Source organism: Micromonospora sp. NPDC049139 (assembly GCF_055586845.1).
The window spans coordinates 668658-681841 of sequence record NZ_JBVJHK010000002.1; the positions used below are offsets into that span (position 1 = coordinate 668658).

Genomic DNA, 13184 nt, shown 5'->3' on the forward strand with positions numbered 1-13184 from the left:
GAGCGGCCACGATATGAGAACGCGACGGGGCGCGCCCGCACCGACCACGCAGAATAGGCGGGTGCGCGACGCAGTCACGGCGGCCCGACGGGTCGTCGTCAAGATCGGATCCTCCTCGTTGACCACCGCCGCCGGCGGGCTGGACGACGAGCGGGTCGACGCGCTCGTCGGCACCCTCGGGGCGCTCGCCGCCGACGGCCGCGAGGTCGTGCTGGTCAGTTCCGGCGCGATCGCCGCCGGCCTCGCCCCGCTCGGGCTGGCCCGGCGTCCGCGCGACCTGGCCACCCAGCAGGCCGCCGCCAGCGTCGGGCAGGGCCTGCTCATCGGCCGGTACGCGACCGCCTTCGCCCGGCACGGGCTGACCGTCGGGCAGGTGCTGCTCACCGTCGACGACGTGACCCGGCGGGCGCACTACCGCAACGCGTACCGCACCCTGCGCAAGCTGCTCGACCTGCGGGCGGTGCCGATCGTCAACGAGAACGACACGGTGGCCACCGAGGAGATCCGGTTCGGCGACAACGACCGGCTGGCCGCCCTCGTCGCCGCCCTGGTCCACGCCGACCTGCTGGTGCTCCTCTCGGACGTGGACGCCCTCTGGACCGGCGACCCCACCCGCCCGGGCTCCAGCCGGATCAGCGAGGTGCGCGACGAGCGGGACCTCAGCGGCGTCGACATCGGCGGCGCGGGGCGGGCCGGGGTGGGCACGGGCGGCATGGTGACGAAGGTGGAGGCGGCCCGGATCGCCACCGGCTTCGGCATCCCGGTGGTGCTGACGGCCGCGCCGCTGGCCGCCCCGGCGTTGGCCGGCGAGCCGGTCGGCACCCTGTTCCACCCGAGCCGCCGGCGCCCGGCGGCCCGGCTCTTCTGGCTGGCCCACGCCACCTCGCCCCGGGGGCGGCTGCACCTCGACCCGGGCGCGGTCGCCGCGGTGGTGGGCCGGCGCAAGTCGCTGTTGCCCGCCGGGATCACGGCCGTGGACGGGGCGTTCACCGCCGGCGACCCGGTCGACCTGGTGGACGTCGAGGGCGCGCCGGTCGCCCGGGGGCTGGTCAACTACGACGCGGTCGAGCTGCCCGGGCTGCTCGGCCGGTCGACCTCGGAACTCGCCGCGGCGCTCGGCCCGGCGTACGAACGGGAGGTCGTCCACCGCGACGACCTGGTACTGCTGTAAGGAAGGGCACCTTGTTATCGGATTCTGTATAGCAAGGGGCCCTTCCTAACGACTGAGGAGATGAGTGCGGCGATGAGCGTGAGCGAGCAGGCCCGGCGGGCGCGTACGGCGGCGGAGGCGCTGGCCGTCGCCACGCGTACGGCCAAGGACGCCGCGCTGGTCGCGATGGCCGACGCGCTGGTGGCGCGTACGCCGGAGATCCTGGCGGCGAACGAGGCGGACCTGGCGGCCGGGCGCGCGGCCGGGCTGAGCGCGGCCGTGCTGGACCGACTCGCCCTCGACGCGGGGCGGGTGGCGGGCATCGCCGACGCGCTGCGGCAGATGGCCGCGCTGCCGGACCCGGTCGGCGAGGTGGTCCGCGGCTCGACCCTGCCCAACGGGCTGGAGCTGCGCCAGATCCGGGTGCCGTTCGGCGTGGTGGGCATCATCTACGAGGCCCGGCCGAACGTGACCGTCGACGCCGCCGGCATCTGCCTGAAGTCCGGCAACGCGGCGCTGCTGCGCGGCTCGTCGTCGGCGGCGCACTCCAACGCCGCCCTGGTCGCGGTGCTGCGCGACGCCGTCTCCGGCGCGGGCCTGCCGGCGGACGCGGTGCAACTGCTCGACGCCAGCAGCCGCGACTCGGTCAAGGAACTGATGCGCGCCCGTGGCCTGGTTGACGTGCTGATCCCGCGCGGCGGCGCGTCCCTGATCCGCACGGTGGTGGAGGAGTCGACGGTGCCGGTCATCGAGACCGGCGTCGGCAACTGCCACGTCTACGTCGACGCCGCCGCCGACCCGGCGAAGGCGGTCGCGATCACGCTGAACGCCAAGACGCAGCGGCTGTCCACCTGCAACACGGCCGAGTCGCTGCTGGTGCACGCGGCGGTGGCCGACGCCTTCCTGCCGCCGGTGCTGGCCGCGTTCGCCGACGCGGGCGTGACCGTGCACGGCGACGACCGTGTCGCGGCCCACTCGCCGGCGGTGGTGCCGGCCACCGACGAGGACTTCGCCACCGAATACCTCTCCGCGGACATCTCGGTCGCCGTCGTCGACTCGCTCGACGCGGCGGTCACGCACATCCGGCGGTACGGCACGGGGCACACCGAGGCGATCGTCACGGACTCGGCCGCCGCCGCCCGGGAGTTCGTGGCCCGGGTGGACGCGGCGGCCGTGATGGTCAACGCCTCGACCCGGTTCACCGACGGCGGGGAGTTCGGCTTCGGCGCCGAGATCGGCATCTCCACGCAGAAGCTGCACGCCCGCGGCCCGATGGGCCTGCCCGAGCTGACCTCCACCAAGTACGTGGTCACCGGGGACGGCCACCTGCGCGGCTGACCCTCCGTAGTGGAGAGCTGTCCCGGATCGCCACGTTGGGCCCGGTTGGCACGGCCGCCACGGGGAACAAGCGGCTGACCCAGCAGCACGGCACCCCGGAGACCAACCAGTACCTGGCCAACAAGGACCTCGTCGACCGCCTCTACGGCGGCCGGGGGCCGGTCAGCGCCCGAGGCGAGGGACTCGACCCGGACCACGTCCACGAGCTGCAACTCGACAGAAAGGACGAATACGCTAACCTCAGGCCGATGGACGCCTGGACCAACCGCGAGATCGGCCGCGAGATCTCCGTGGCGTTGCGCGACGTCGACCCGGGCACGAAGGTCGTCGTGAAGGTCCTGGCGTGACCCGCCCGGACCCGACCGTCCTCGCCCGGATCGCCGAGAAGTTGGAGCTGCTCACCCGGGTGGAGGCCGAGCACGGCTTCGGCGTGCGCATCGAGGGGCCGGCTCCGTTGGAGCCGATCGCCGAGCTGCCCGGCGTCGCCGAGGTCTACAGCCTGTTCCGGCGCATCGGGGGCGACAACTTCCGGTTCCACGCGCCGAAGGAGATCCTCACCCCGCAGACGTGGGAGGAGGACGAGGTCAACCCGAACGACCCGATGGGCAGCCCGCTGATCGTCGGCTACGAGATGGACAGCGTCCCCTCCGGCCTACGCGCCGAGATCCGCGGCGGCGATCCGATCTACCTCGACCGGAAAGACCTGGACGTGTACTACATGGAGTCCACCGCCTACGTCTACCAGTACGAGCACCCCGACGAGGACGTCGAGTTCGCCGTCATCGCCCCCGATGTCGCCACGTTCTTCGACGAGCACGTGCTCGGCCCCCGTTATCCGGAGCTGGTCGCCGCCGTCTTCGGTCCCGCCGCTCCCGAGCAGCGGCTACGCAAGGGCCGGCACGCCGGCGAGTACGCCGACAACTGGCGGCGGCTGCTGATCGCCGCCGGCCTGTCCTCCTGACCCACCCGTCGACCCTGCGAAGGACCGTCATGGCTGCTGATCCCCGGTTCACCGCGCTGTGGAACGAGGACGAGCTCATCCCCTACCCGCGCGAGGCGTGGCTGGAGGGGGGTTTCACCCCCGACATGCTCCCCGAGGGCGACGAGATCCCGCTCGACGTGGCGGTGGTCTTCACCGCCTTCCTCGAAGGCGACATCGAGCTGTACGACACCATCCAGCTGACCACCGAGGACGGCTCGCTGGACGTCCGGCTGATCGTGGTCGGCGCGGTGGCCGACAACACCGACCTGCTCTACGTGCTCGACCCGCGCACCGGGGAGATCCTCCAGTGCGACCTGGAGCAGCCGGACGTGCAGCCGGTGAACGGCAACTTCCGCACCTTCCTCGAGTTCCTCTACCAGTTCGCGCTCTTCGTCGAGGCGGACGAGGGCAAGCCGGGCCGCGCCGAACGGGCGGAGCAGCTACGGATGGTGCTGGAGAGCATCGACCCGGCCGCGTTCACCCCGGACGGCTGGTGGCCGCTGGTGATCAGCCATCTGAAGTGACCGCCGGGCGGCAGGCCCGGATCGCGGTCAGGGTGGTGTGCACGTCGAACTGGTGTCCGTCGTCGCTGTCCCAGCCGCCGTCGCTGCGCTGGGTCTCGGTGAGCCGCCTGCGGGCGGACACCAGCAACCACTGCTCCTCGCCCACCTCGACCCGGCGCAGCGTGGCGGCCAGCCAGGCCACGTCGGCCGGGGACATCTTCGGCACCCGCTCGGCCAGCACCGCCTGGATACGCGCCGACTCGTCGTACATCTGCTGCCGGTGCAGCACGGCCGCGCTCAGCCAGCCGGCCGGCAGGAAGGACGGCCAGCTGCCGTCGGGGGCGAGCGCCGCGGCCAGCGCGTGCGCCGCCGCCTGCACCACCCCGGCGTACGCCCCGCCGACCCGGTGGTCCAGCGGGCCGGCGGCCCGGGCGTCGAGCCCGGCGACGGTCAGCCAGTAGCCGGCGTTGGCGGTCAGGTAGAGCCGGGCCTCCGGGTCACCGGGGCGGGCCCACTCCGGAGCCAGGCCGGCCAGCCGCGGGTCCTCCTCCCAGCCGCCGTCGGGCAGTTGCCGGGCGGCGAGCCAGTCCAGCGCGTGCCGGGCGGCGGGACGGCCGAGCGCGCCGAGGTCGTCCAGCTCGGCGAGGCGGAAGCAGGTCGCGTCGACCGAGGCGACCTCGCCGCCGAGCACTGCCGGCCAGCCACCGCCGGGCGCCTGCCCGGCCTCGGCCTCGTCGAGCAGCTCCACCGGCACCGGCGCGCCGGTGCGCAACCGGGAGAGACGGGCGCGGTCCACCGCGTCCCCGTGCGCCACGACGAAGCCGATCGCGGCGTCCATGTCGATCACGGCGGACACGCTACCTGCGAAAAGTCGGTCCCGCCTCCGGGAAACGGCTCGGCCGGGTCCACCGGGCAGCCACCGTCGACCGGCGCGACGTGCGGACCGGGTCCGGTGTGCCGGGCTGGCGGCACGGCACAGAGGCCCTCCCGCGCGGGCGGAAGGGCCTCTGGTGCGACCGGTCAGTACGCGGGCAGTGACGGGTCGATCTGCTTAATCCAGGAGAGCACGCCGCCCTGCACGTGCACCGCGTCGCGGAACCCGGCCGCCTTGAGCGCGGCGAGCGCCTCCGCGGAGCGGACCCCGGACTTGCAGTGCAGCACGACCTGCCGGTCCTGCGGCAGCTTGGCCAGCGCCTCGCCCGAGATGATCTCGCCCTTGGGGATCAGCGTCGCGCCGGGGATCCGGACGATCTCGTACTCGGCCGGCTCGCGGACGTCGACGAGGAAGATGTCCTTGCCGGCGTCCTGCCATTCCTTGAGCTCCAGCGCGGTGATGGTCGAGTCGACCACCGCCTCCTGCGCCTCCACCGACACCGCGCCGCAGAAGTCCTCGTAGTCCTCCAGCAGGTCGGTGACCGTCGGGTTCTCGCCGCAGAGCACGCAGTTCGGGTCCTTGCGGACCTTGATCTTGCGGTAGCTCATCTCCAGGGCGTCGTAGACCATCAGCCGGCCGACCAGCGGCTCCCCGATGCCGGCGAGCAGCTTGATCGCCTCGTTGACCTGGATCGAGCCGATCGACGCGCAGAGCACACCGAGCACCCCGCCCTCGGCGCAGGAGGGGACCATGCCGGGCGGCGGGGGCTCCGGGTAGAGGCAGCGGTAGCAGGGGCCGTGCTCGGCCCAGAACACCGACGCCTGGCCGTCGAAGCGGTAGATCGACCCCCAGACGTACGGCTTGCCGAGCAGCACCGCCGCGTCGTTGACCATGTAGCGGGTGGCGAAGTTGTCCGTGCCGTCGACGATCAGGTCATACCGGGAGAAGATGTCGCGGACGTTGTCCCGGTCCAGCGCGGTGTTGTGGATCTCCACGTCGACCAGCGGGTTGATCTCCCGGATCGACGCCGCGGCCGACTCGGCCTTGGAGCGGCCGATGTCGGAGACGCCGTGGATGATCTGGCGCTGGAGGTTGGACTCGTCGACGGTGTCGAAGTCGATGATGCCGAGGGTGCCGACGCCCGCGGCGGCCAGGTACATCAGGGCCGGCGAGCCGAGACCGCCGGCGCCGACGCAGAGCACCCGGGCGTTCTTCAGCCGCTTCTGCCCCTCGACCCCGACGTCCGGAATGATCAGGTGGCGCGAGTAGCGGCGGATCTCGTCAACGGTCAGCTCGGCGGCGGGCTCGACGAGCGGGGGCAACGACACGGTGGACTCCCCGGGATCGGCTGATGGCGAACCGAGCCATTGTCGCCCGTCGTGGGGCCGGTCGGCCATGAGGAGGGACACGTCGCCCGAACTGCGGGAGCGGGAATATTCAGATCCCGGGGACCAGCTTGCCTTCGTAGCGCGAGCCATCGACGTAGGGCCAGGCGTTGGCGACGCAGCCGTCCAGTCCGTACGTCTGCTGTTGCATCACCGGCGCCGGCTCGCCCGGGGCCGGGCAGGCCTGGTGTTCCTCGCCGAACTCGTGGCCCACCTCGTGGTTGACCACGTAGGCGCGGTAGATCTCCAGCGGCGCCCCGTAGTCCGGGACGGCCTCCAACCAGCGGGCGAGGTTGATGATCACCTGACCGGGGAGCCGGCAGGAGGTGTAGCCCTCGGTGCTCAGCCCGCCCTCCGCGCACATCCGCTCCGAGGTGTCCGGGGTGGCGAGGTAGACGGTGAAGTCGGCGTCGTCCGCCTCGGCCACCCGCTGCATTCGGAACTCCTCCGAGGCGGTCCAGCCGCGCGGGTCGCCCAGCACCTCGTCGACGGTGGCGGCGAAGGCGGCGACGTCCTGGCCGGTGCCCGACTCCACGGCCACCCGGTAGCGCCGGACCGGCCCGTCGGTGCCCCGCACCGGGGAGTCCCCGGTCGCGGCGACGAAGCTGCCCGTGCCCTCCCGCGGGTAGGGGGTGGGGGTGGGGCGCTGCTCGTGCTCGCCCGCCGCCGCCCCGTACGCCGCCCGGCCCGGGTCGCCCGTGGGCGGCTCGCCGGCCTGCCCGTCGGGCCGGGGGGCCAGCGTCACCACGGCGGCCGCCGCGAGCAGCAGGGCCAGACCGATCCCGAGGGCGCGCCGGTCCCGGAGCAGGGCCAGCAGGCGGCGGTCCCGGGACAGGGGTCGCGGGGTCGGCGACGGCGACGGACGGTGGGTCGGCGGACCAGGCGGGTCGCAAGGGGACGACGACGTCATGACCTGAGCGTCCCACGCCAATCCGGGCATTTCCGCGCTTTTGCCGCGATTTTGGCTACAGCCAGTCCCGGCCGTCGACGACGGCGCCGGTGGTCGCTCCTCTGCCCCGTCGGCGGCGGCTAGAGCGGCGGCCCGGCGTAACGCCGACCGTCGCGGTACGGCCAGGGATTGGCGACGCAGCCGTTGAGGAAGAGCGTCTGCTGCATCATCACCGGCGCCGGGCGGCCCCTGCCCGGGCAGCGCTCGTGCCGGTGCCCCAACTGGTGCCCGACCTCGTGGTTCACCACGTACGTCCGGTAGACCGAGAGCGGTATGCGGGCGCTCACGTAGTGCGGCACCGACAGCCGCCAACGGTCCAGGTTGATGATCACCTTGCCGGGCGCCCGGCACGACGTGTACGGCCGCCCGCCCACCCGGATGTCGACCCCGCCCGCCGCGCACATCCGGCCCGCCGTGGCGGCGGTGGCCAGGTAGACCGTGAAGTCGTGCCGGGCGTCCGCGCGTACCTGCTGCAACCGCAGCCCGCCGTCGACCCAGCTCCCCGGCCCGGTGAGCGCCTCCTCGACGGCGGCCGCGAACTCGCCCGCGTCCTCGTCGGCGCCCGACTCCACGGCGACCCGGTAGCGGTGCAGCCTGCCGGCCTCCCCCAGCACCGGGCGCACCCGGTCGTCGTAGCCGAAGCTGCCCCGGCCCGCCGACGGCACCGGCCCGGGCAGCCGCAGCACCGGCGACGGGGGCGTGGTGGCCGCGGCGGCGGGCGACGCCGGGACCGGCGAGGCGGACACCGGCGCGACCGCCGGCGCGGAGGCCAGTTCCTCGGCGGTGAGCACCTCCGCGTCGACGTCGGCACCCCGCCGGTCGGCGACCACCGCCACCGCCGCGCCGACCGCGAGGAGGAGTGCGACCAGCTCGACGAGGCGACGCCGGCGGGCCGGCCGGCGGTGCCGGGGACGGGACAGGTCGGGGCCCTGGGCGGCGGCCGGCGCCCGCCCTGTCGAGCGCCGACGCCCGCCGGCGGAGGCTGCGGCCCGCTGGCCCCGGGTCGGGGGCGGGGCGGGGCGGCGGGCGGAGGACATCCCGGTCAGCCTGCCATGTCGGACCGCTTCGCGGTGTCCCCCGTTTCGGCGAGCAGGCCCAGCACGGCACGGGCGACCAGGCGCGGCACCTCCAGTTGCGCCACGTGCCCGACGCCGTCGAGCATCAGCAGGCGGCTGTCCGGGACGACCCGCGCGGCCTGCGGCGCCACCCGGACGTCCACCAGCCGGTCGTGCCGCCCTCCGATGACCAGCGTGGGCGCCCGGACCACACCGGCCAGCCGCCACAGCGACCCCGACCCCGGCAGGTACGACCGCAGGAAACTGGAGACCAGGCCGCGGAACGTCCGGACGTACGCGGCGGCGTAGTGCTCGGCCTCGTAGCGCACCCGGATCTCCTCCAGCGCCTCCTGCCGGCGCTGCTCGCTGATCCGGCTCAGGTCGCCGATGCACGCCTCCATGACCTGCTGGGCCATCACCTCGGGGGCGAGCTTGGCCAGCTGCCGGGCGGCCAGGCGCTCGCCCCGGGGGATCGCCAGCAGCGGCAGCATCCGACCCTGCAACGAGCGCCGGAAGTCGAGGAACGGCAGAGCCGGCGAGATCAGGGTCAGGGTCCGGACCAGCTCCGGCCGCAGCCCCGCCACCTGCACCGAGATCGCCCCGCCCAACGAGTTCCCGAACAGGTGCACCGGCCCCCGGCCGGAGTGCTCGATCCAGCGGATCACCCGCTCCGTGAAGGCCGGGATGGTGTAGCGGCGCCCCGGCTCGCTGCGGCCGAACCCGGGCAGGTCGATGGCCTGCCCGTCGAGGCGGTCGGCGAGCAGGCCGGCCAGGTCGGTCCAGTTCTGCGACGAGCCGCCCAGGCCGTGCACGTAGAGCGCCGGCTCCGCGCCGGGAGCGGTGGCCGGGGTGTCCCGGACGTACGTCACGGTGCCGTCGAGGCGCACCTCGCGCCCCGGCCAGGGCGGCGGAACGGAGTGCTCGGGGAGGAGATGGTCCGGCCAGAGGGTGGCGGGCTTCATCGCTCCAGTCTGCCCGTGCCCGCGCCGCCCGGCAGCGCGTCGAACCCCGCCCGCGGCGCGCGGCAGCGTTCGGACCACGCCTGCGGCGCGCGGGCCGCGAGCTGCCCGCACCGCTCCCCCGGCGCGTCGGGACCACACCCCCGCGCTCAGGCCAGCAGCGCCTCGATCCGGCGGTTGACCGCGGACAGGGTGGCCCGGACGACCGCCTGCCGGGGATCGCCGGCGACCAGCGCGGAGCCGACGAGCTGCTCGACCCAGCCGTCGCAGACGAGCAGCACCACGACCGTGGCCACCTCGCAGTTGCCGAACGGCACCACCGCGGCGTGCTCCACGAAGCAGCGGCCCCGCTCCGGCCCGGGATCCCCGCCGCGGAGCAGCTCGTCCACCGCCGCCGCGGCGGCCACCGCGCAGAGCCGCAGCACGTACCCGTCGACCGCCGGTCCCGTCGAGTAGCCGGCGGCGCTCTCCCCGCCGGCGACGAGGCGCACCTCCACGGTGGCGTCGAGCCCGAAGGTGCTCACCTGGACGTGGTCGATCACCACCCGGGGACCGGCCGCGCCGCCGGTGTCCAACGGCCGGGACGGCGCGGACTCCGTCGTGGTCACCTGCCCGCCGGAGTACGACGTGCCGACGGTCGCCGGGCTGCCGGTGGGGGTTCCGGCCGGGGCGGCCGACACCGAGCCCGGCTCCTCCACGGTGGCCCGGCCCCGGTGCGGGGCGGCGGACTGCCGGCGCCGGCGCGGGGGCTCCGGCGCCGCCTCGGGGCGCTGCTCGGCGCGGGCCTGCGGGGCCTCGGTCGGGCTGCCGGCCGCGCGGCTGCCGGGCACCCGGGTCTCGGCGGCCGGCGGCTCGGCGCTCCGCGGCCCGGCGGAGCCGGGCGACCTGGTCTCGGCGGCGCGCGGCTCGGCCGACCGGCGGCGTACCGGCGGGGCCGGGGCGGCCGGCATGCCGGGCACGTTCCGCGGGGCGGCGGCGAGCCCCATCCGCTCCTGGAGCAGGCGGGCGACCTGCCGGCTCACCTCGGCCGGGTCGGCCCCGTCGGCCAGGTCGAGCCGCAGGCTGTGCGCGCCGGCCGGGGTGCGGCGCAGGGCCGCGTCGCGGACGCCGGCCACCCCGCGTACGGCGTCGAGGATCGCGTTGACGTCGAAGCCCTCCGGCCGCTCCCGCAGCGGTGCGGGCTCGTCGTCACGGCGCAGATGGGTGGCGATGCGGGCGAGTTCCGGGGTTTCGGCGGGTGGCTCCACGGCTGGCGGCTCCGGCACGACGGGCACGTCCGGTTCGGCGGGGACGCGCTGCGGCAACACCGCCAACGGGCGGTCCGGGAGCCGGTCGTCGCCGGCCGGCTCGGCCGTCGACGCCGGTTCGGGGGCGGATCGGCGGGCCGCGTAGGGAGGTGCGCTCGTCGGAGCGGGCGCGGACGGGGTGCGGTCACGTCGCCCGGGCCCGCTCGCGGCGGCCGCGGCGGCGGGACCGGAGGCGACCTGCGGGCCGACCGACGCCTCCGGCGGCACCGGGGGCGGCTCCTCGCTCACCGACCGGAGCCGGAACGGCCGGACCGCGGCCTCGTCCCCGGCCGGCGCAGGAGTGGTGCCCTCCGCCGTGCCGGCCAGGTCGTAGGCAGCCGGGGGCGCGCTCGCGGGCGCGCCGGACGGCCCCCCGCCCGCCCAGGCGGGTCGCTCGGCCGGGACCGGGATGGACCGGTCGGTCGCGGGCGACGCCGCCCGCCCGGCGGGATCGGCCGGCGGCTCGTACGCCGGGCGCGGCGCGGACTCGGTTCGGCCGACCTCGTAGGGGCGGCCCGGCTCGGCACGCGGCGGCTCGTAGGACCGGCCGGATGGCTCGGCGCGCGGCGGCTCGTAGGGTCGGTGCGGCTCGGCGGTCCAGCCCGACGCCCGGTCCTCCCGGGACCGGCGGCCCACGGGCTCGTCCTCCTCGCGCGCCCGGCGGCCGACCGGCTCGTCCTCCGCCCGGGACCGGCGGCCGGTGGTGGCGGGCTCGTCCCAGGCCCGGCGGCCGGCCGGCTCGCCTTCCTCACGGGACCAGGGGGGCGCCCAGCCACCGCCCCAGCTCGGCCGGTTCCAGTTCGGGCCGGACCAGTCCGGCTCGGTCGCCGGTGGCCGTTCGGCGGCGGGCGCGTGGGAGTCGCCCGGTTCCCGGCCGGCACCGGGCCCACGGTCGGCGCCCGGCGCGTGCTCCGCGGCCACCTGCCCGACGCCCGGCACCCGGTCACCGGTGGCACCCGAGGTGCCGGCCTGCCCGGCGGGGGCCGGCGCGGGGTCCTGCCCGGCGACCGGGCCACGGTCGGGGTCGGAGCCGTGCTCCTGCCGGAAGGCGCGCTCCGCGCCGAGCGCGCGGTCTACGCCGGAGAGCCGGTCGCCGGTCACCGGCCGGTCGCCCGCCGACGCCTCGGGCGCGGACGGGCGCTCGCCGGCCGGCGGGAACGGGCGGGGGGCCGGGGACGGCGGCTCCGGCGGGAACGGGTCGACCCAGCCGGGGGCACCGGCGGCCGGGGAGGGCTCCTCGGTGGCGGAACGGTCGACGGTCGGCGCGTGGAAGCCGGGCGGCACCTCGAAGCCGCTGGCCGCCGTGCCGACGGGCGGCACCTGCGTGGCCGGCGGGGCCGAGGTCGGCAGGCCGGGGTCGGCCCAGCGCGGCTGGCGGCCGGCCGACGGGTCCGCGGAGGAGTGCCGGGCGGGGCCCGACTCGGGCTCGGCGAGCCCGGGCTGCGGGACCGACGGCTGCTCGGCCGCGGGCGCCGGCCGCTGCGCGGGCACCACCAGCCGGTCGCCTCCCGGGTCGCGGCGCTGCTCGCCGAGGATGCCGGGCGGGGCGCTCACCGGGGCCTGGCGGCCGACCGGCGAGTCGTCGGCGTGGCTGACGCCGTTGACGTGGTGACCGTTGGCCCGGGCCGGCGGCTCGGCTGCGGCCGGCGGACCGGGCAGCGGCGACGGCAGGTCGCCGTGTCGGGGTGAGGAGGCGGCCCAGCCGAGACCCGGGTCGGGCGGACCCCACGCCGAGGCCTGCTCGCGGGCCCCGGAGATCTCCTCGCCCCGGGACCATCCGGCCGCCGAGGGCGCCCACCCGCTGCCGGCCCGGCCCAGGTCGTCCTGCTGACCCGTCCCGTCGCCGTGCTCTCCCGGGGTGGCGGCACCGGGTTGCCCTGTTTCACTCACCGCGCGCTCCTTGGTCGCCCCCGCTGAGGCTACCGTGTGGTGACAGTGGCGATAAGTTACAGCGGCGGGCCAATTCCGCGACGGGCCATGAGCCCAGACCGGTTCGGGTGAAATGCCGGCTCGTACGAAGAAACTCGGAGGTTCCCATGACCGCTGTGGGGAACGGTGCACAGACAGCCGGCCGGCCCACCCGCCTGCCCCGCTCGGCGCGCCGCAAGCAACTGCTCGCCGCCGCTCAGGAGGTGTTCGTCGCCCAGGGCTACCACGCGGCGGCGATGGACGACATCGCCGAACGGGCGGGAGTCTCCAAGCCCGTGCTCTACCAGCACTTCCCCGGCAAGATGGACCTCTACCTCGCGCTGCTGGACACGCACTGCGACGCGATCCTCGCGAAGGTCGACGAGGCCATGCGCGGCACCAACGACAACAAGGAGCGGGTCGGCGCGTCGGTGCGCGCGTACTTCGACTTCGTCGACCACGAGAGCGAGGCGTTCCGCCTCGTCTTCGAGTCCGACCTGCGCAACGACCCGGCGGTGCGGCAGCGCGTCGAGCGGGTCGAGCAGGGCTGCATCGCGGCCATCACCGACACCATCATCTCCGACACCGGGATCAGCCGGGCACACGCCGAGCTGCTCGCCTCGGGCCTGGTCGGCGCGGCCGAGACCGCCGCGCAGTTCTGGCTGGCCCGCGGCCGGCAGCTGCCCAAGGCCGAGGCCGAGGCTCTGGTCGCCGCGCTCTCCTGGCGGGGCATCGCCAGCTTCCCGCTGCAAGGTGAGTCAGCCTGAGCATCGGGGCGCGAGATCGGATAGCCTT

The 13184-nt window shown here is 75.5% G+C and carries 12 protein-coding genes; 6 read left to right on the forward strand and 6 right to left on the reverse strand.

Annotated elements, in window-relative coordinates:
* Positions 1-13 precede the first annotated feature (13 nt).
* The 5 genes from proB to ACZ6Q9_RS06700 all read left to right on the forward strand — a co-directional run bounded on the left by proB (position 14) and on the right by ACZ6Q9_RS06700 (position 3994).
* A complete protein-coding gene (gene proB / locus ACZ6Q9_RS06680) occupies positions 14-1171 on the forward strand; it encodes a glutamate 5-kinase (protein WP_393264917.1) in 1158 nt (385 codons plus the stop codon).
* Between the two features lie 72 nt (positions 1172-1243).
* Complete coding sequence (locus ACZ6Q9_RS06685) at positions 1244-2488, forward strand: glutamate-5-semialdehyde dehydrogenase (RefSeq protein WP_396830267.1); 1245 nt, start codon at positions 1244-1246, stop codon at positions 2486-2488.
* A 35-nt stretch (positions 2489-2523) separates the two neighbouring features.
* Positions 2524-2835 carry a hypothetical protein gene (locus ACZ6Q9_RS06690; RefSeq protein ID WP_396830268.1) on the forward strand — a complete coding sequence of 104 codons (312 nt, stop codon included), beginning with the start codon at positions 2524-2526 and terminating at the stop codon, positions 2833-2835.
* Positions 2832-3449: a hypothetical protein gene (locus ACZ6Q9_RS06695; protein WP_396830269.1), complete on the forward strand. Its 618-nt coding sequence runs from the start codon at positions 2832-2834 to the stop codon at positions 3447-3449. Before ACZ6Q9_RS06690 ends, ACZ6Q9_RS06695 begins: the two co-directional genes overlap by 4 nt.
* Before the next feature lie 29 nt (positions 3450-3478).
* Positions 3479-3994 (forward strand): SUKH-4 family immunity protein, encoded by a 516-nt coding sequence (locus ACZ6Q9_RS06700; RefSeq protein WP_396830270.1) that lies wholly within the window; start codon positions 3479-3481, stop codon positions 3992-3994.
* Here ACZ6Q9_RS06700 and ACZ6Q9_RS06705 read toward each other — a convergent pair.
* The 6 genes from ACZ6Q9_RS06705 to ACZ6Q9_RS06730 all read right to left on the reverse strand — a co-directional run bounded on the left by ACZ6Q9_RS06705 (position 3978) and on the right by ACZ6Q9_RS06730 (position 12371).
* On the reverse strand, positions 3978-4811 hold the full coding sequence (locus ACZ6Q9_RS06705) for a prenyltransferase/squalene oxidase repeat-containing protein (RefSeq protein WP_396830279.1): 834 nt from the start codon (positions 4809-4811) through the stop codon (positions 3978-3980). The genes ACZ6Q9_RS06700 and ACZ6Q9_RS06705 overlap by 17 nt on opposite strands.
* Before the next feature lie 182 nt (positions 4812-4993).
* Positions 4994-6175 (reverse strand): adenylyltransferase/sulfurtransferase MoeZ, encoded by a 1182-nt coding sequence (moeZ, locus tag ACZ6Q9_RS06710; protein ID WP_393450381.1) that lies wholly within the window; start codon positions 6173-6175, stop codon positions 4994-4996.
* Between the two features lie 109 nt (positions 6176-6284).
* The gene (locus ACZ6Q9_RS06715; protein ID WP_396830271.1) at positions 6285-7142 is read right to left on the reverse strand and encodes a DUF3152 domain-containing protein; all 858 of its coding nucleotides are present in this window, start codon (positions 7140-7142) and stop codon (positions 6285-6287) included.
* Positions 7143-7261: 119 nt separating this feature from the next.
* The gene (locus tag ACZ6Q9_RS06720) at positions 7262-8218 is read right to left on the reverse strand and encodes a DUF3152 domain-containing protein (protein WP_396830272.1); all 957 of its coding nucleotides are present in this window, start codon (positions 8216-8218) and stop codon (positions 7262-7264) included.
* A gap of 5 nt (positions 8219-8223) precedes the next feature.
* Positions 8224-9198, reverse strand: a complete 975-nt coding sequence (locus ACZ6Q9_RS06725) for an alpha/beta fold hydrolase (protein ID WP_393264903.1) — start codon at positions 9196-9198, stop codon at positions 8224-8226.
* A gap of 146 nt (positions 9199-9344) precedes the next feature.
* Positions 9345-12371, reverse strand: coding sequence for a hypothetical protein (locus ACZ6Q9_RS06730; RefSeq protein ID WP_396830273.1), 3027 nt, complete (start codon positions 12369-12371; stop codon positions 9345-9347).
* A 146-nt stretch (positions 12372-12517) separates the two neighbouring features.
* Here ACZ6Q9_RS06730 and ACZ6Q9_RS06735 point away from each other — a divergent pair, with 146 nt between their 5' ends.
* Positions 12518-13156, forward strand: a complete 639-nt coding sequence (locus ACZ6Q9_RS06735; protein ID WP_393264901.1) for a TetR/AcrR family transcriptional regulator — start codon at positions 12518-12520, stop codon at positions 13154-13156.
* Positions 13157-13184 lie beyond the last annotated feature (28 nt).

Excerpts from the sequence above, each read along its gene's own strand:
- proB (WP_393264917.1), top strand. The coding sequence starts at position 14 with ATGAGAACGCGACGGGGCGCGCCCGCACCGACCACGCAGAATAGGCGG.
- ACZ6Q9_RS06685 (WP_396830267.1), top strand. The coding sequence starts at position 1,244 with ATGAGCGTGAGCGAGCAGGCCCGGCGGGCGCGTACGGCGGCGGAGGCG.
- ACZ6Q9_RS06700 (WP_396830270.1), top strand. The coding sequence starts at position 3,479 with ATGGCTGCTGATCCCCGGTTCACCGCGCTGTGGAACGAGGACGAGCTC.
- ACZ6Q9_RS06705 (WP_396830279.1), bottom strand. The coding sequence starts at position 4,811 with ATGGACGCCGCGATCGGCTTCGTCGTGGCGCACGGGGACGCGGTGGAC.
- ACZ6Q9_RS06715 (WP_396830271.1), bottom strand. The coding sequence starts at position 7,142 with ATGACGTCGTCGTCCCCTTGCGACCCGCCTGGTCCGCCGACCCACCGT.
- ACZ6Q9_RS06720 (WP_396830272.1), bottom strand. The coding sequence starts at position 8,218 with ATGTCCTCCGCCCGCCGCCCCGCCCCGCCCCCGACCCGGGGCCAGCGG.
- ACZ6Q9_RS06725 (WP_393264903.1), bottom strand. The coding sequence starts at position 9,198 with ATGAAGCCCGCCACCCTCTGGCCGGACCATCTCCTCCCCGAGCACTCC.
- ACZ6Q9_RS06735 (WP_393264901.1), top strand. The coding sequence starts at position 12,518 with ATGACCGCTGTGGGGAACGGTGCACAGACAGCCGGCCGGCCCACCCGC.